General features: G+C 36.6%; 17 protein-coding genes. 11 read left to right on the plus strand and 6 right to left on the minus strand.

The window, feature by feature from the left end:
* The first annotated feature begins 44 nt into the window (after positions 1 to 44).
* Positions 45 to 2,147: an HDIG domain-containing metalloprotein gene (locus tag PRO_RS05580; RefSeq protein WP_036892411.1), complete on the plus strand. Its 2,103-nt coding sequence runs from the start codon at positions 45 to 47 to the stop codon at positions 2,145 to 2,147.
* Between the two features lie 62 nt (positions 2,148 to 2,209).
* On the opposite strand, the gene PRO_RS05585 is transcribed toward PRO_RS05580, so the two are convergent.
* The 3 genes from PRO_RS05585 to PRO_RS05595 all read right to left on the minus strand — a co-directional run bounded on the left by PRO_RS05585 (position 2,210) and on the right by PRO_RS05595 (position 4,615).
* The gene (locus PRO_RS05585) at positions 2,210 to 2,602 is read right to left on the minus strand and encodes a membrane protein (protein WP_011125284.1); all 393 of its coding nucleotides are present in this window, start codon (positions 2,600 to 2,602) and stop codon (positions 2,210 to 2,212) included.
* A 103-nt stretch (positions 2,603 to 2,705) separates the two neighbouring features.
* Positions 2,706 to 2,942 carry a hypothetical protein gene (locus tag PRO_RS05590; RefSeq protein ID WP_011125285.1) on the minus strand — a complete coding sequence of 79 codons (237 nt, stop codon included), beginning with the start codon at positions 2,940 to 2,942 and terminating at the stop codon, positions 2,706 to 2,708.
* Positions 2,943 to 3,004: 62 nt separating this feature from the next.
* The gene (locus PRO_RS05595) at positions 3,005 to 4,615 is read right to left on the minus strand and encodes a 2-isopropylmalate synthase (RefSeq protein ID WP_011125286.1); all 1,611 of its coding nucleotides are present in this window, start codon (positions 4,613 to 4,615) and stop codon (positions 3,005 to 3,007) included.
* 84 nt (positions 4,616 to 4,699) lie between these two features.
* On the opposite strand from PRO_RS05595, the gene PRO_RS05600 reads away from it, so the two are divergent.
* On the plus strand, positions 4,700 to 6,265 hold the full coding sequence (locus tag PRO_RS05600) for a 1,4-alpha-glucan branching protein domain-containing protein (RefSeq protein ID WP_011125287.1): 1,566 nt from the start codon (positions 4,700 to 4,702) through the stop codon (positions 6,263 to 6,265).
* 5 nt (positions 6,266 to 6,270) lie between these two features.
* On the opposite strand, the gene crtL is transcribed toward PRO_RS05600, so the two are convergent.
* Both crtL and gyrA read right to left on the minus strand, forming a co-directional pair.
* On the minus strand, positions 6,271 to 7,500 hold the full coding sequence (gene crtL / locus PRO_RS05605) for a lycopene beta cyclase (protein ID WP_011125288.1): 1,230 nt from the start codon (positions 7,498 to 7,500) through the stop codon (positions 6,271 to 6,273).
* Entirely contained in the window at positions 7,497 to 10,115 is a 2,619-nt protein-coding gene (gyrA, locus tag PRO_RS05610; protein ID WP_036892286.1) for a DNA gyrase subunit A, read from the minus strand. The genes crtL and gyrA overlap by 4 nt, the downstream gene beginning before the upstream one ends.
* An 851-nt stretch (positions 10,116 to 10,966) precedes the next feature.
* Here gyrA and PRO_RS05615 point away from each other — a divergent pair.
* The 4 genes from PRO_RS05615 (at position 10,967) to rsmD (ending at position 13,899) form a co-directional block, all read left to right on the plus strand.
* Entirely contained in the window at positions 10,967 to 12,130 is a 1,164-nt protein-coding gene (locus tag PRO_RS05615; RefSeq protein WP_011125290.1) for a GuaB3 family IMP dehydrogenase-related protein, read from the plus strand.
* A 174-nt stretch (positions 12,131 to 12,304) separates the two neighbouring features.
* Positions 12,305 to 12,628 (plus strand): thioredoxin, encoded by a 324-nt coding sequence (gene trxA / locus PRO_RS05620; protein WP_011125291.1) that lies wholly within the window; start codon positions 12,305 to 12,307, stop codon positions 12,626 to 12,628.
* Positions 12,629 to 12,658: 30 nt separating this feature from the next.
* Positions 12,659 to 13,300 (plus strand): imidazole glycerol phosphate synthase subunit HisH, encoded by a 642-nt coding sequence (gene hisH / locus PRO_RS05625; RefSeq protein WP_011125292.1) that lies wholly within the window; start codon positions 12,659 to 12,661, stop codon positions 13,298 to 13,300.
* Positions 13,297 to 13,899: a 16S rRNA (guanine(966)-N(2))-methyltransferase RsmD gene (gene rsmD, locus PRO_RS05630; protein ID WP_011125293.1), complete on the plus strand. Its 603-nt coding sequence runs from the start codon at positions 13,297 to 13,299 to the stop codon at positions 13,897 to 13,899. Before hisH ends, rsmD begins: the two co-directional genes overlap by 4 nt.
* Here the strand turns inward: rsmD and petG are convergent.
* Entirely contained in the window at positions 13,880 to 13,999 is a 120-nt protein-coding gene (petG, locus tag PRO_RS05635; protein WP_011125294.1) for a cytochrome b6-f complex subunit V, read from the minus strand. The two genes, rsmD and petG, sit on opposite strands and share 20 nt — an antisense overlap.
* A 56-nt stretch (positions 14,000 to 14,055) precedes the next feature.
* Here petG and PRO_RS05640 point away from each other — a divergent pair, with 56 nt between their 5' ends.
* From PRO_RS05640 to ruvC, 5 genes are all read left to right on the plus strand, one after another.
* Positions 14,056 to 14,448: a c-type cytochrome gene (locus PRO_RS05640; RefSeq protein ID WP_036892287.1), complete on the plus strand. Its 393-nt coding sequence runs from the start codon at positions 14,056 to 14,058 to the stop codon at positions 14,446 to 14,448.
* Positions 14,445 to 15,185: an RNA methyltransferase gene (locus tag PRO_RS05645; RefSeq protein WP_011125296.1), complete on the plus strand. Its 741-nt coding sequence runs from the start codon at positions 14,445 to 14,447 to the stop codon at positions 15,183 to 15,185. Before PRO_RS05640 ends, PRO_RS05645 begins: the two co-directional genes overlap by 4 nt.
* Positions 15,186 to 15,218: 33 nt before the next feature.
* A complete protein-coding gene (locus tag PRO_RS05650; RefSeq protein ID WP_011125297.1) occupies positions 15,219 to 16,256 on the plus strand; it encodes a serine hydrolase in 1,038 nt (345 codons plus the stop codon).
* 114 nt (positions 16,257 to 16,370) lie between these two features.
* Positions 16,371 to 17,459 carry a magnesium chelatase ATPase subunit I gene (gene bchI, locus PRO_RS05655; protein ID WP_011125298.1) on the plus strand — a complete coding sequence of 363 codons (1,089 nt, stop codon included), beginning with the start codon at positions 16,371 to 16,373 and terminating at the stop codon, positions 17,457 to 17,459.
* Positions 17,460 to 17,463: 4 nt separating this feature from the next.
* Positions 17,464 to 17,931, plus strand: a complete 468-nt coding sequence (gene ruvC, locus PRO_RS05660) for a crossover junction endodeoxyribonuclease RuvC (protein WP_011125299.1) — start codon at positions 17,464 to 17,466, stop codon at positions 17,929 to 17,931.
* The last annotated feature ends 13 nt before the right edge of the window (positions 17,932 to 17,944 follow it).

Below are 17,944 nucleotides of genomic sequence, written 5' to 3' on the forward strand. Positions count from 1 at the left end.
GGCTGCCAATAGCCAGCTAGCGTTATGTGGGGCTTCTAAATCCTTTGCCGAAAATTCCCAGCTTAAAAAGCATTTGGAGAAACTGGCTAATTAGCCAGTCCCCAAGACGAACTCTTGTTCAATGGTCTATTGCTGACCGAACAGCGTTATTAATGGTTTGTCTTCTAATAGCAATAATTTCTAGTTACAAATTATTAGCTGTTCCTGACTTAAAGCCAAGCGATTTGGCAACTTTTGATGCAATTGCACCTGATAACGCTCAAGTAATTGATAGTGCGGCATTACAACAAAAGAGATCTGATCTAATTCCTCGGACATCAGTACAAGTTATTGATACAAAAGCATCTCAGAAGCTTAAAGAAACACTAATTGATCAACTATACGAATTAGAGCAAGTAGCTAGAAGCAATGATTCGGACAGATTAGGGCCTGTAAATTTAACAAAAAGAGAGCGACAATGGATTACAAGTCAATCGGTACAAAATCGCAGCAAATGGAGAGAAGAAATAATAAATGCTTCTGAAAAAATGCTTAGTCAAGGACTTATAAAAACCTTGGCCCATGATCAATTAGAAAAATCATCCTCTCGACAATTATCTTCTCTTGCAGGAGAGAATCCAGCAAAAACCCTTGGAAGTAAATTAATTACAAATGCTTTTCATGGCAAGAGTAATCTTCGCCATGATCCTAGTCGCAGTCAAAAACTTCTTGAGGAACTAATTACAAAACAAGGAATACCAAAAATCGAAGTTAAAAAAGGTGACTTAATAACTCGAAAGGGGGAAGTTATTACACAAAAAAGGTATGACGTACTCGACTATTTCGGCCTCATTAGTAGAAGTCCAAGACCATTGGAATGGTTCTGGAGTTTTACTGAAGCCATGACCAGTTGCTTTGTATTATTAATGCTCATGCGAAGGGAAAAACCTTCTCTGAAATCAAAGCATGCACTATTAGCATTATCTCTTTTACTAATTGCACAAATAGCTAAAGATTGGTTTGGAGCAGCAATTAGTCCTTTACAAATCCTTGTTCCTCCCACTCTTTTACTTTCACAAGGAATCGGGACAATATCAGCTTTAGGTTGGTTATCAATTGGAAGCCTTTTATGGCCAGTCCCTGTAAGTGGAATTGGGGAAGGAAGATTATTAATTGCTACTTTGACGGCCTCGTTAATTGCCTTTCAAGGAGGACGGATGCGTAATAGGGCTCAAATACTTCAAATAGCAGTTTTAATTCCTTCGAGCGCTCTTCTTTTAGAATGGATTTTATTAAAAACTGGCATTACTCCGTTAAATAGTTCTTGGGGAAAACTTGCACCAAATTCAGAGACTTTAATAACTGAAGCATTGGTTCTAGGCGTAATGTTAATGATAACTATTTTACTTTTACCAATTCTTGAAAATGCATTTGGATTATTAACGAGAGCCAGGCTAATGGAACTTGCAGATCAAGAAAGACCATTGCTTAGAAGATTATCAAGAGAAGCCCCAGGAACATTCGAACATACATTAATGATATGTAGCTTGGCTGAAGAGGGTGCTAGGAGTATTGGAGCCGATGTAGACCTTATTAGAACAGGAGGCTTATATCACGACATAGGAAAATTACATGCCCCTGAATGGTTTATTGAAAACCAAGAGGATGGAAACAACCCACATGACGAACTTGACGACCCATATTCTAGTGCAGATATATTGCAAGCTCATGTTGATGAAGGGCTAAAACTAGCAAAAAGGCACCGTCTCCCAAGTCCTATTGCAGATTTCATACCTGAACATCAAGGAACACTGAAAATGGGGTTTTTTCTTCACAAAGCAAGGGAAATTGATCCTACAGTTTCAGAAAACTATTTTCGATATCAAGGCCCAATTCCTAGATCACAGGAAACCGCTATATTAATGCTTGCTGATGGATGCGAAGCATCACTAAGAACATTAGATTTAAAAGCAACTGAGCAAGAAGCATCATTGAACATTAGAAGAATTATTGAATCGCGTAAAGATGATGGCCAACTTTTAGATAGCAGCCTTTCAAGAGCAGAGATTGAATTAATTATCAATGCATTCATTAATGTTTGGAAAAGGATGAGACATAGAAGAATTAAATATCCTGTTCATACAAAAAAAACAATTATGCAATCGTAATTTAAAAGTCAAAGAATATTTAGATGAATTTCTGCATAACGCTTAATTAAACTTATAAAAATTCAAAGCCTTCTATTTTTTCGATGAATAGGCATACACCAATAAATTAATGCAAATAAATTAAGCAATGCTATTAAAAGCGATATCCCACTTAAGCCTCTTAAGTCATCTTCTAGTAGTAAACGTACAATTCCATAAGGCAAAGAAGCTGATATTACCATTGATATAGAAATGATTGACATTATTACTCCCCACTTTCTTTCAGCCAATAATCCTGCAGAAGCAACAATACCAACTATTGCTGAAGGCCAAGCAAGACTAATAGCTATAGTTAAATTTGCTATGTGCAAAGGAGGGCCTGAGCTGACTACATAAGCAATGAAAGGTAGAGCCATTACATTTGCTAAAAGCCCTGTCCAAGAAAGAATCCAGTACCCTGATAACCCTTTTCTCATAAAATTAATAATTTTCTAAATCAAATTAACTATAAAAACTAACCAAGGTTTTATCTAAATTAGTGATTAGTGTTAATCAAATCTAATACTAATATCTTCTTAATTATGAATAATGAATTGTTCGCCATGAGCCATTAGATGTCTTCACTTCAACTCCAATAGCATCAATACTAGAACGATCTAGACAGTGCTTAGAAGTCCATTGCTTTGCTGCCCCAATTGCTGCATCAACAGACTCATATGGAGTGTCTAAAACTGGGTGAGGATGTCCATCCATACCTACCAAACGATAAATAGCTCTTTCAATAGACATAAGTATGTTCGCTTGACCAACTGTCACCTGATAAGTCTATACCTTATTTGGGTAAAAGCTCAATGCATTGAGTTCAAAATTAATTTACCTCACAAATTTGCTTTCACTACATCGTGCTGTGGATGTAGTGATGATTTTTTCAAGGAATAGACAAGTCTATTAAGGGCATTGATATAAGCCTGAGCAGCAGCCACAACTACATCCGTATCAGCTGAATGTCCAGAAAAAATCTTTCCATCACGTCTAAGCCTAATTGTTACTTCACCAAGGGCATCTATCCCCTCTGTAACTGATTTAACTGAAAACTCAATCAAATCGTTTTTTTCATTGGTCAAAGACCTTAGAGCTTTGCAGACTGCATCAACAGGGCCAGTACCTAATGCCACCGCTGTGTTTTCTATCCCATCTTGATCAGCAATAGTTACAGTTGCAGTTGGTCTTAAGGCAGTACCACAACTTACTTGAACCAAGTGAAGCTTAAAACGCGCTTCAGGCTGCATAACTTGTTCACTAACTATTGCCTCAAGATCTCTATCTGAAATCTCTCTTTTTCGATCTGCTAGATCCTTGAATCTTGCAAAAGCATCATTCAAGTCTTCTCTAGTCAAGTCATAACCTAGCTCTTCAAGCCTAGCTCTAACAGCACTCCTGCCACTCAATTTTCCTAATGAAATTCTATTTTCAGCAAGTCCCACAGTCTTAGCATCAACAATTTCATAAGTTAGTGGGTTTTTCAAAACTCCATCTTGATGAATTCCAGACTCATGAGCAAAAGCGTTTGCACCTACTATTGCTTTATTAGGCTGAACAACCATTCCAGTGAGATTTGAAACCAACCTAGATGTCTTTGTTATTTCTTCAGTTCGAATAGCGGTTAATGGAGTTGGACTTTCTGAATCCTTACCAAAAAAAGGATTGAAATATCTTCTTCGCACATGCAAAGCCATCACCAACTCCTCTAAAGCAGCATTACCTGCTCTTTCGCCAATACCATTAATAGTGCATTCAAGCTGCCTTGCTCCGTTCTTTACTGCTTCAAGGAAATTTGCAACAGCGAGGCCTAAATCGTTATGACCATGCACTGATAAAATTGATTCATCGATATTAGATACATTTTTGTTTATTCCTATAATTAAATCTCCAAATTCCGCTGGAGTTATATAACCAACTGTATCAGGAATATTTATTGTCCCAGCACCTGCTGCAATAGCACTTTCTATTACTTCGTACATAAAATCAGGGTCACTTCTTGCTGCATCTTCACAAGAGAATTCAACATCAGAAGCAAGTGATCTTGCATAGCCAACCATCTCTGGAACAATTTTGAGAACATCTGCACGTGACTTCCTAAGCTTATGTTTTAAATGAATATCACTAGTTGCAATAAAGGTATGAATCCTTTTGCGAGGAGCAGGTGCTATTGCTTCAGCACATGCCTTAATATCTGCCTTAGATGCCCTTGCTAATCCACAAATAATCGGACCCTCTTCTCCTCCTACTTGATCAGCAATCCTTTGAACAGCTTTAAAATCCCCTTGACTAGCATAAGGGAATCCAGCTTCAATTATATCTACACCTAATCTTGCAAGCTGTTGAGCAATCGCAAGCTTCTCTTCCAAGTTAAGGCTTGCACCAGGAGACTGCTCGCCATCCCTTAGTGTCGTATCAAAAATAAGAACTCGGCCTGGATCTTTGGCCATAAACTTTCCTATTTAATTAATTAATGTTTTTATTCTAACTATATTTCTATAACATCCTAAATTCAATGAACCTGTTTTTAGAACTTGGCAAAAGGCAAACTAGCCATAGTCCTCCACGCTCACCTGCCATACGTCAGGTCGAAGGTACCCGGCTCTTTAGAAGAAGACTGGTATTTTCAGGCACTTATGGAGTGTTATTTACCTCTATTAAAAATTCTTGAAGACTCTGCCAAGGCGAAAGATTTAAATCCAAAGCTGACTATTTCACTTTCTCCAACACTTCTTTCTCTTCTCAATGATGAAGAATTAAAGACAAGATTCCCAAAATGGTTAAAAGTTAGATTGAATTTGCTAACGAGTGTAGAAAGATCACAAAAAGAAGCAGCAGATTTCTTAGCCAAGAATATAAATATTCAATTAGATAATTGGTCAAACTGTGAAGGGGATCTAATAAAAAGATTTTCAAATTTAGAAGACTTACAAGTATTGGATATTCTTACTTGTGCGGCAACACATGGATACCTTCCCCTGCTTAGAGAAAATATAGAATGTGTTAACGCTCAATTATCAACAGCTGTAAGAGAACATTTTCGTTTCTTTGGGAAAACACCACAAGGAATTTGGCTTCCTGAATGCGCTTATTACGAAGGTTTAGATAGTTTAATGAGTCAAAATGGTCTTCGTTATTCAATATTAGATGGTCATGGTATTTTGCATGCAAAACCTAGGCCAAGATATGGAATATATGCACCTATTTGTACAAAAAATGGTGTTGCATTTTTTGGTCGAGATAGTGATTCAACACTTCCAGTTTGGTCTTCCAGGCAAGGCTATCCTGGAAACGGAGAATATAGAGAATTTCATCGAGATCTAGGTTGGGATCTTCCTTTAGAGATACTAAATAAAAATGGAATTAAGGAACCTCGGCCACTTTGCTTAAAGCTTAATAAAGTAACTAGTCAACAAACATCACTTAATAAAAAAGATTTTTACAAACCAGAAGTTGCAGCAAATACAGTTAGAAAACATGCTCTTGATTATCTTTTAGGAAGGAAGCTACAGCTTCAAAAGCTTTACCAAGCTATTGATCAATCCCCAGTACTAATTGCACCTTTTGATGCTGAACTTTTTGGACATTGGTGGTTTGAAGGGCCTTCCTTCTTGTACGAAATATTCAAACAAGCCAATGAACAAGAAATTGAATTTACAAGATTAAATGACGTTCTTAGAGAAACTCCGAGCATACAATTATGCGAGCCATGTCCATCAAGCTGGGGACAAGGAGGCTTTCACAAGTATTGGCTTAATGCAAGCAACTCATGGTTGATCTCAGAATGGAGTAAAGCAGGGCGAGCAATGATTGAAATATGTAATGTTGGCGTAGAAAAAAAATCAGACCTCAGAGTAATTCAGCAAGCTGCAAGAGAATTACTTCTCTCACAATCTTCAGACTGGAGCTTTATCCTTAGAGCAGGAACAACTACAGAATTAGCCAAAGAAAGAATAAATAGACATTTAAAAAGATTTTGGTCTTTAATTGAGAGTTTAGAAAATAAGGAAACCTTTTCAGAATCAACATTAATTGATTTTGAAGAAGAAGATTCTATTTTCCCTTTAATACAGGCGAATGACTGGAAAACATTAAGTTAATGCCTTCAAGTAATAACAACTCCTATCATTCCTAGCTTTACTTTTAATGGTGAAATAGTAAAAAGCTTTAACATAACTAAAATCAACTCAGGCAAAGGGAGTGTATTTGCCAAAAACCTAGACCAATCTTTTTTAGGGAGTCTGAAGAAAGTAGAAAAGAAACTCCTTAAGAGAGCTTCATCAAAACTCATTAATCTCTTTAATCCAAACTGATATAAGCGATGTCTCTGAATCAATTCTTTAGTCCATAAAACATTCCAGCCTTTTTTTGATAATGCTTCTGAATTTAAAGGAGGTTCAATTGACAATGATTCAGATAATTCTTTAGCAAGATCCGGAGCTCTTCTTAAAAGGGCTCCAACCATATACCCAGATGCAGGGTGGACCATGCTCGCAGAACCCCCAAAAGCCAGTAAAGACTGATTCCTATCAGGTAAAGGAAGGTTCATTGGAAACAAGCAATATTCTTCATGAACAACTTTTGTAATTTGTATATCACGATGAGCAAGCCTTGCCAGCATTCTCTTTTTTAAAGTGCTCCATGAAACTGGAGGAGAGTAAGCCAGTGAAGTTTCTTCCACAAAATATAAATCTTCTCCAAAATCCATTGCATATAAAAAAGAAGGGGGATCTTTTAATTCTTTTTCTGTCAAATGATCAGATCTAAAATCCATGAGAACAAATTGATCTTTATCAACAGGAGGAGAATTAAATTTCCCTACAACCCCATAAGCAGACTGCTTGGCAACAGGACCTTGATTAGGCCTCTTAACAAAAGGACTTCTATGCCCACTCGCATCTATTACAATTCTTGCCCTATAGGTATTACCTGAAGAACAAATGACTTCAGTAATTTGATCTACAAAACGAATATCTTCTGCAGTTTCAATAGCCCAATCAAGTCCTGCACACTTTTCTAAGAGTGCATTTTGAAAAGATGCTTGATCAAAAAGACCATAATCATATTCATGTAAAACTGGATTTGGCTCATTTTTGTCAACATCTTTCCCAAAATAACTAACTGTATTTTGCCAGCGATGTCCTAATAAAGAAGCCATACCTAAAGACTCAAGTTCTTCAGCCCAAATCCCGTAAGTATTAGGCCAAGGTTTTTTAGGAGGATGAGAAGCTAGAGCACTTATATGCAAACCTTGTTGAATTAACTCAGAGGCAATACAAAGAGCCGCAGGCCCTGCTCCCATAACTAATACATCTGAACAATTTTTCAATTTCAATCTTTGGGTGGTGTGTCGGCTCCGGAATCAGAATTGGAGCTCAAAGAATCACTATTGACTTCTTCATCAGCTAACTGAGGAGGAACTAAAACAATCTCAGATAAATGATCGCCTGAATCAAGACGCTGCAACCTAACACCAGTTGCGGCTCTTGATTGCTGAGAAATCTTGTCCGCACTTGTTCGAACAATTACTCCCTTTTCACTAACTAATAACACTTCCTCTCCTTTATCAAGAACCTTTAACCCAACCAATTCATCAGTATCACTCCTGAATTTCATTGCTCTTAGGCCCATGCCAGATCTTTTCTGCAATCTAAATTGAGTAACAGGTACTCTTTTCCCTAATCCATCAGCAGATGCAACTAGTATCCATGGTCCTTCATATTGCCCATTTGAATTAATTGCTTCATCGTCATTAGTACTAGCAATACGATCAGCAAGTTCCTTAGAAAGAACATCCATGCTAACCAATGAATCACCATCTCTCAAATTCATTGACCTAACTCCTCTTGCTGTTCTTCCTAAAGGTCTTAATTCATTATCATTTAAACGAAAATGAATTGTCATCCCTGCCTTTGATCCAATAAGGACACTATCTGCTGAAGAGGCTAATCTTACCCAGCGCAATGCGTCACCATCTTCAAGATTTATAGAAATAAGTCCATTAGCTCTGATTTTGCTAAATGCAGAAACAGGAGTTCGTTTAATAAATCCTCCAATAGTTAACATCAACAAATAATTATCGTCATCAAATGAAGAGACTGAAATCAATGATGTAATTGATTCTTCACGAGGTATTGGTAAAAGTTGAACAACTGGTGTCCCTTTTGCCGCTCTACTGCATTGAGGGACGCGATATGCAGGAACACTATATGAAACTCCTCTAACACTAAAAAGAAGCAAATTATCATGATCATTGCAACTAATAAAGAGTTTTACCTCTTCTTCACCTTGACTTCTTGTCCCAGACTTTCCTCTAGTTCCACGACTTGTAGCTTCAAATTCGTTGACAGGCATTCTTTTTAAATAACCAGTTTCTGTTAACAGAACAACTGATCTCTCATTAGCAATTAAATCTATATCTTCAAGACCACTTCCTAAATCTAAAATCTCTGTTCTTCTAACCTGAGGAAATTTTTCTTTTATACTAATTAACTCTGTTTTAATGATTTCATAAACTCTACTTTTATTAGAAAGAATATCTTTAAAATCACTTATTTTAACTAATAGGTCTTCATGCTCAAGTCTTATTTTATCTGATTCTAAGGCTGTTAGCCTTCTTAATTGCATCTGAAGTATAGCATCTGCCTGAACATCAGTTAGTCCATGGATTTCCTGCAATTGTTTCTTTGCAACAGAAGTATCTGAAGCAGATCTAATTAAAGCAATTATTTCATCAAGTTGATCTAAAGCAAGAAGGAGACCTAATAATAAATGATTGCGTTCTTCTGCCTTACGAAGTAAATACTTTGTTCTTTTTTCTATTGTTATTACTCGAAAATCTAGAAAAACATTTAGCATCCTCAATAATGAGAGTGTAATAGGCTCGCCATCAACTAATGCAAGCATATTTGCACTAAAATTTGATTGTAAAGGCGTTAATTTAAAAAGGTTATTTAATACAACCTGAGGATAAGAGTCCCTTCTTAATTCAACTACTATTCTCATTCCATCGCGATCACTCTCATCCCTTATATCCGATATACCCTCAAGTTTCTTATCATTAACCATATAAGCAATGCGTTCAATCAATGCAGCCTTATTTGTCTGATAAGGCAACTGCGTAATAATAATTGCATCTCTATCAGGCCTCCCAGGTATTTCAAGAGTTTCTATTTCTGCAACACCTCTCATAGTTACAGAACCTCTTCCTGATAAATATGTTTCTCTGATACCACTCCTTCCTAAGATTTGACCTCCTGTGGGGAAATCTGGGCCTGGAATAATTTTCATTATCTCCTGATCATTTAAATCGGGGTTAGCAATTAAGGCCATCAAGCCATCAATCAATTCGCCCAAATTATGTGGTGGGATATTCGTAGCCATTCCAACTGCAATGCCTGAAGATCCATTTAGAAGAAGTTGAGGAATCCTTGCTGGTAATACAGTCGGCTCTTGTTGAGATCCATCAAAGTTATCGATAAAGTCAACTGTCTCAGATTCAATATCTTCAAGCAAGCTATCTTGAGTCAATGAGCGCAACCTGGATTCTGTATATCTCATTGCAGCGGGAGGATCATTATCAATAGAACCAAAATTCCCATGCCCATCAATTAAAGGCATTTGCATAGAAAAGTCTTGGGCCATTCGCACTAAAGCGTCATAAACAGCTGTATCTCCATGAGGATGGTATTTTCCTAGAACCTCTCCAACAACTCGAGCACACTTTCTATAAGGCCTATCGCTAGTCAGGCCAAGTTCATACATTGCATAAAGAATCCTTCTATGAACTGGCTTCAAACCATCTCTAGCGTCGGGCAAAGCTCTACCAACGATTACACTCATCGCGTATTCCAAATAAGATCGCGACATCTCGTTGCGCAAATCTGTCTGAATGATCCGATCTTCTAACTCATCTGGAACTCCACCAGTGGGTTCCGTTGGATCAGCCATGCAAAACACTCTTTCTTATTAGTTCTATTTTATCTCGAAATAAGCTCAATTGTTGGTACAAAATACTAAATTCATTTGTACAATTTGATTTGCCCACTCTTCCTTTTGGGCTAAGGGTTAAGGCTATAGAATTTAAAACAGAAATTCAAGCACTCTATTAAAAGCATAAGATTATAAATTAGCTAAGGCATAGAGTCATATAAACTAATACTATGAGCAGATTTGTCTTCTATAATAAGAACCAAATATAGTACTAGGCAATTAAAATAATTAAGATTTCGCTATGCTTTAGAGCTAAATTAAATATGTTCAATAATTAAAATATAATTAAATTTCCTATAAAACTAATTCATTTAGACATAACTATTAGGTCTTACTATCTCTTTATTACTAGGCCAATAAAAAAATCATTCGAAATTAAAGTAAAGAATAAGTATAATTAATTACTCTTAATTTTAACCAATTAAACCAAATTATATTAAGGGAATAAAAAAAAAGAAATGCTAGAGAATTATTAGAATAAATTATTTAAAATATAATTTTGAAAAGATATAGATTTCAATTATTCTTAAAATGCTTACTTAGGTCTATTCAAACTTGTTTAATAAAAAATTCTATTTTACAGCCAAAACTTGCTTGAATCCTAGTAAAAAAGTCATAGAAACTAAATGCGTTATTTTTGGTGGTTTCATGACCCAACTAATTTGAATCAAGCAAAAAAGATGCTGATTAAGAAACTTTTCATTCACTAAACAACCCTATAAGGATAATCTCCAGGAACAATCTGCGACTAGCATCAACCTCATATCAAGATTTGATTGCTAGTTTAAGAAAATTTATTTTGACCTAATGTGAATATCCAGCTTGGCCACTCGAAATTTGTCCGTCGTGCATATGGCATAGACGAAATAGCCCTTGTCCCTGGAGGGAAAACAGTAGACCCTGAAAACACAGATACAACCCTTCTGATTGGCGGAAAAAGTCTAGAAATACCAATTATTGCCAGTGCCATGGATGGAGTAGTTGATGTCAATATGGCAGTTGCTCTTTCAAAACTTGGCTCATTAGGAGTATTAAATCTTGAAGGAGTTCAAACTAGATATGAAAAACCAAACGATGTCTTAAAACGCATTTCATCTGTAGGTAAAGAAGAATTTGTTCCTTTAATGCAAGAAATATACAAACAGCCAATAAAAGAGAATTTAATTAATCAAAGAATACAAGAAATTAAAGATCAAGGAGGTCTTGCCGCTGTAAGCGGAACACCTTTAGCAGCTATTAAATTCAAAGACACGATAACCAAAGCAAAACCTGATTTGTTTTTTCTTCAAGCAACCGTTGTTTCAACAGAACATATTGGAGGAGGAAAACAAGAAAAATTAGAGATATCAAACCTTTGTCAAACGCTTGGCATACCTGTGATTGTAGGAAATTGTGTCACTTATGAAGTAGCACTTAATCTTATGAGAGCTGGGGTTTCAGGAATTCTTGTTGGCATAGGGCCTGGAGCTGCTTGTACTTCAAGAGGAGTTCTTGGCGTTGGAGTTCCCCAAGCCACAGCCATATCAGACTGTTCAGCAGCAAGAGATGATTATAAAAAAGAAACTGGTAACCATGTTCCTGTAATTGCTGATGGCGGGATAATTACTGGAGGAGATGTCTGTAAATGCATCGCATGTGGAGCAGATGGGGTAATGATCGGCTCACCTATAGCCAGAGCTTCTGAGGCTCCTGGGAATGGATACCATTGGGGCATGGCAACTCCTAGTCCTGTTCTTCCTAGAGGAACAAGAATAAAAGTTGGCTCGACAGGCAACTTGATGCAAATACTTCGAGGCCCAGCCAAAACAGATGACGGGACTCATAACCTGCTCGGCGCGTTAAAAACCTCAATGGGTACTCTTGGGGCTCAGACAATAAAAGAAATGCAGGAAGTTGAAATAGTTATTGCACCATCACTTCTATCAGAAGGGAAGGTATATCAAAAAGCACAACAGCTTGGAATGGGCAAGTAAAGTCTTGGGTTCTAAGTACAAACCCACTGAGGCCAAATTATTTTTCTTCTCTTAAAAATTTAGATTGCTGCAGAAATATGCGAACTTTGAAGTTAAAACAACTACAACTCATGGCAAGAATGATTTTTTTCGCCAAAATAAATAAGAGCTGTTTTACTTTCTCAGATTTAGTTTATGTCTAGCGCTGCTGCTGTTACTGATTCTTCTTTTGAGCAGGAAGTGCTCCAGAGTGACTTGCCTGTACTCGTTGACTTCTGGGCTCCTTGGTGTGGCCCCTGCAGAATGGTTTCTCCAATAGTTGATGAAATCTCCAAAGATTTTGAGGGGAAAATAAAAGTTTGCAAACTAAATACTGATGAGAATCCCAATGTTGCAAGTCAATATGGCATTCGAAGCATCCCTACATTAATGATCTTTAAAGGAGGTCAGAAAGTAGATACCGTAGTAGGTGCCGTTCCCAAAGCAACCCTCTCAGGCACTATTTCGAAACATCTCTGATTGCCATTAGCTCCTAGCTTAAATCCTTAAGTGATACTAAATATTGGTCTAATTGATTACGGAATGGGTAATCTCCATTCCGTAGAACAATCTTTCAAACGGCTAAATCAATCGCTAAAAATCATAAGTGGGCCGAATGATCTATCTAATTGCGATGCTTTAATCCTTCCTGGGGTTGGTTCATTTGATCCTGCAATGAAAAATCTCCAACAAACAAATCTTATCCCAGAGTTAAAAAAATGGGTTCTTAATAATAAGCCACTATTAGGAATATGCTTAGGTCTTCAATTGTTATTTGAATCTAGTGATGAGGGAAAATCTAAAGGACTAGGCTTACTAAAAGGAACAATAAAACATTTGCCTAAAAGTGAAAAACAATTAATACCGCACATGGGATGGGCAGAACTTAATCAAGATAAAGAATGTCCGTTATTTAAAAGTAACAGCTCACCGCAATGGATGTATTTTGTTCATTCATATTCAGCAATACCATCAGATAAGAATGATATAGCTTCATCAGTAAATTTTGGAGATGAGAAAATTACAGCGGTGGTTTGGAAAAAAAAGTTAGCAGCATGTCAATTTCATCCCGAGAAATCAGGGCGGTCTGGAGAGCTATTATTATCAAATTGGCTTGCATGGCTAAAAAAAGAAACTAAAGATTTATATTGAAAAGTCAGCTTCGTTTAATAGGTGGCAGAAAACTTAAAAGTCCCATTGGTGATTTAGTTAGGCCTACTACAGCTCGAGTTAGGGAAGCCCTAATGAATATCCTTAAAGAAGATATTGAGAACTCCAACTGGCTAGATCTTTATAGTGGTAGTGGTGCAATTGGGTGTGAAGCAATTCAACGAGGAGCAAATACTGTTGTTGCAATAGAACAAAATAAAAAAATATATCAACTATGTGAAAATAATCTTTCAGTTGTTTCCAAAGCCAATAAAAAAGAAGTATCTGTTCAAGTGATAAATTCCGACGTTAATAAATTTCTCAAAAGTGGTTTTAAAAACTACATTCAAAAATCACCTAAGAAATTACATTCAAAAGATTTTTATTTTGATTATATTTATATAGATCCCCCTTACAAAAAAGATCCTTATTATTATATTTTAGAAAATCTTCTTTTAGGTAATTGGGTTGTCAGTAAATGCCTAGCAATCTGTGAGTTTTCTTTAGAAAAGGGCATAGATGTCCCGCCCAGATGGATTACTAAAGATCAGAAAAGCTATGGGAGCACTGGATTACTTTTTCTCACTCCCAATCTGGGATAGCACTCCCACGCCTATATTGGTTCCAAGCAGCCACGAATAATCCCAAAAGTGTTATTGGGACTAAACCTAAGACAATTCCACAGAGTAGTGGTTCAATCATTTGCTAGCAAAAAATGAGAGTATTAAGGACAATTGTTTCATGTTAACGATCTTTTCGTGAAAAGCACTTCATCAATTGGTGCAGAAGAAAAAGAAACCTTGCTTCACGGGCTTAGGAATCTTTTGATAATCAGTGCGATTGCATGCCTATTGATAGTGTTTTTCATTTTAAATAATAAACCTCCAGATCCTTATGTAGAAAAGAGCTTAAATCTAAATGGAGCAATAGAGGATGGTAATCAATTGTTTCGAATGAATTGTGTTGGATGTCATGGGATATCTGCTCAAGGACTTGTAGGACCAGAGCTGAACAAAGTTACTGAAGAACTAAATGACAAGCAAATAATCAATCAGGTCATTAATGGTCTTACCCCTCCTATGCCTAGTTTTGAAATGGATCCACAATCAATGGCAGATCTACTTGCTTATCTTCACTCGTTAAACAATTGACTTTTAATTTAATTACTCGGCCTCTAAAAATAATACTTGTAGAGCCCTTAGGAGAAATTAATCTTGGCAGCATAGCTAGACTTTGTGAAAACTTTGGAGTTGATGAGCTTCGATTGGTATCACCACGGTGCGATCCAATGAATATTGAGACTCAAAAGATGGCAGTTCATGGCAAAAGGTTCCTTAAAAATGCCTGCATTTATTCAAATCTCTTAGATGCAGTAAATGACTGTGTTCGTGTTGTTGCTACATGTGGTCGAATAGATCATGGGGATATTCCTCTACACACCTCTAAAAATGCATTGCAATGGCTTTTAGAAACAAATCCCAAAGATCCTATTGCAATAATTTTTGGAAGAGAAGACAGAGGCCTTAGCAATTCAGAGCTTCAAATAGCACAAAAAATAATTACTCTTAAAACTTCTGAAAAATATCCTTCATTAAATCTCTCACATGCAGTTGCAATCGTTCTACATGAATTCAAATATTATAATGAGACTAGTAATCATAAAAAGAACTTTATAACTTATAAAACTGCTTCAGCGAAAGAATTAAATGACTGTCTTGATGATGTCAAAAAACTTTTACTGGAAATAGGTTTTTTATATGATCACACTGCAAACGCAAGAATGTCTAAAATTAAAGGATTGCTTCAAAGAGCAGAAGCTCGTTCAAAAGATGTATCTTTAATAAGAGGAATACTAAGACAAATAAGATGGTTTTCAAAGAAAAAATAATCATAATCAACATAAATGAATTGAATGATTAAAATGAGAACTAATCAAAAGCACAGAAAAGTTTACCGTTCTAATGACATAATTAGACAAATAATTAATCTTGCCCTAATTGGAATAGGTTTTGGTGTATTACTAGGATCATTATTGAAAATTATACCTAATAATAAAATTTCAACCAAAACGTTTGCTAAACAAAATAACGAGAAGGAGATAACATTAGATTCAGAATTTTCCCACGAGATTCATACAAGAATAAGTACTCTTGAAAGTAAATGGAAGGAGATAGATACAAAGAATAATGCGTTAAAAGCTAGTGGATATGTTCTTTTAGAAGATGGAAGGTACGCTGAGTTGAATTCGAATCAAATCGCTCCTGCTGCAAGCACAATTAAGATTCCTATTTTACTAATTTGCCTTAAAATGGTTGGGTCTGGTGAACTTAAGTGGAATGAAAAAGTGACTTTAACAAAAGATGATGTAGCAGAGGGTTCTGGATGGATAAGATATCAGCCATTGGGGAAAGAGTTCTTTATTCACGAGATAGCAACTGAAATGATAAGAGTTAGCGATAACACAGCAACTAATCTTTTAATACGAAAGATAGGGGGTATAAACACCATTAATCAAAGATTTAATATGATTGGTTTAAAAGCAACCAAAATAAACAGCTTATTACCAGATCTGCAAGGCACTAATACTACAACAACAAAAGAACTAGTAAAGATACTTGAATTAGCTCTTAAAAAGAATTTCTTAAGTATTGAAGCCAGAGATCTTTTTAGAGATGTTTTGAGCACCTCTGTTTCAAATAAATTAATACCAGATGGGGTCCTCGAAGGACTAGGCAAAGAGAACGGCAATAGTGATTACAAGCTTCTTATTGAAGGTCTACGAGTATTTAACAAAACAGGTGATATAGGCACTGCATATGGAGATGCAGCATTAATACAAATGCCTAACAATACAAATGTTTTTGCAAGTTTCATTGTCCAAGGTCCTTTTAATGATCAACGTTCTCCGGAACTCATAAGAAAATTAACTGCATCAATGATTAGGGTAATAAAAGATTGAACAGCTTTGAAACGCCTATTTCTCAACATTGCTATATCAACCTTTTTAATAAAAAAATAAGCTCTTGGTATCCCCCTTATGAAACAATCCACATAGAAGACAAGCAATTACAAAGTGAGTTCACCTAGGAAGCGCAGAGTATTCCCCTTTGCAGCAGTAATTGGTCAATCAGAGATGAAGCTTGCTCTTCTTCTCAATGTAATTGACCCTCGCATTGGAGGAGTAATGATTATGGGAGACAGAGGTACTGGCAAATCAACAACAATTAGAGCATTAGCAGACCTTCTCCCCGCAATCAAAGTTGTCGAAGGAGATCCTTATAACAGCTCACCAGATGACCCTGACCTTCAAAGCTCAGATGTTCGTGAACAAATAGATCAAGGTACCACTCCTAGTACAGAAAACAAGCAAGTACCCATGGTGGACCTCCCATTAGGAGCAACTGAAGATCGTTTATGTGGAACAATTGATATAGAGAAAGCATTAAGTGAAGGTGTCAGAGCTTTTGAACCAGGTCTTCTAGCTAAAGCAAACCGAGGTCTTCTTTATGTAGATGAAGTAAACCTCTTAGACGATCATCTTGTTGATGTTCTTCTAGACTCGGCTGCTTCTGGTTGGAATACTGTTGAAAGAGAGGGCATTTCAATAAGACACCCTGCAAGATTTGTTCTAATAGGTTCAGGTAATCCTGAAGAGGGTGAATTAAGACCTCAACTTCTTGATCGTTTTGGAATGAGTGTTGAAGTTCGTACCGTTCGCGAGCCAGAACTAAGAGTAAAAGTAGTTGATCAAAGAACTTCCTTTGATAATGATCCTGAGAATTTCGTTTCTTCAATACAGTCATCTCAAGATGAGCTTCAAGCAAAAGTTGTGGCAGCACAAGAACTACTGCAAAGCGTCAATATTGATGATGACCTACGCCTTAAAATCTCAGCAATTTGCGGCGAGCTTGACGTTGATGGCTTGAGAGGAGATATTGTCACAAACAGGTCGGCAAGGGCTTTAGCGGCTTTCGAGGCCCGCTCAGAGGTGACTGAGGAGGATATCGCAAGAGTAATATCATGTTCTCTAAGACATAGGCTGCGAAAAGATCCATTAGAACAAATTGATTCAGGTGATCGAGTAATAAAAGCGTTTTGCAAAATATTTGAAAGAAGTGATCAAGCTAATCTTGCAGACTTTGAATTAGCAGCCATTGAGTAACAATTTGGTAATTCTTGGCATTGATCCTGGCCTAGCAAGAGTTGGGTATGGCCTGATAGAAGTAAATAATCAACGCCAAGTAAAAATGCTTGATTGTGGAATCATAAAAACAAATAAAAATCAATATGAAGGAGAAAGAATGGTTGAAATAGCAAAAGATCTCCGAGTTTTAATCCGTAAATGGAAACCAGGTCTTGCTGCTGTAGAAAAATTTTTCTTTTACAAATCAAGTACTACCATTAGTGTTGTGCAAGCTAGAGGAGTGCTAATAATGACGCTTGCTCGCTTCAAAGTACCTATTGTTGAGTTTCCACCAATGCAAATAAAGTTAGCCGTAGCAGGTTCAGGTCATGCAAAAAAAGACGAGGTACTTGAAGCTGTAATGAGAGAATTACGACTCAAAGTTCCTCCTCGTCCAGACGATGCAGCAGATGCACTGGCAATAGCACTTACAGGATTATTTCAACAATAGGATCTGATTTTCC

Origin of the sequence: Prochlorococcus marinus subsp. marinus str. CCMP1375, assembly GCF_000007925.1 — a bacterium.
GTDB classification, from domain to species: Bacteria; Cyanobacteriota; Cyanobacteriia; order PCC-6307; family Cyanobiaceae; genus Prochlorococcus_E; species Prochlorococcus_E marinus.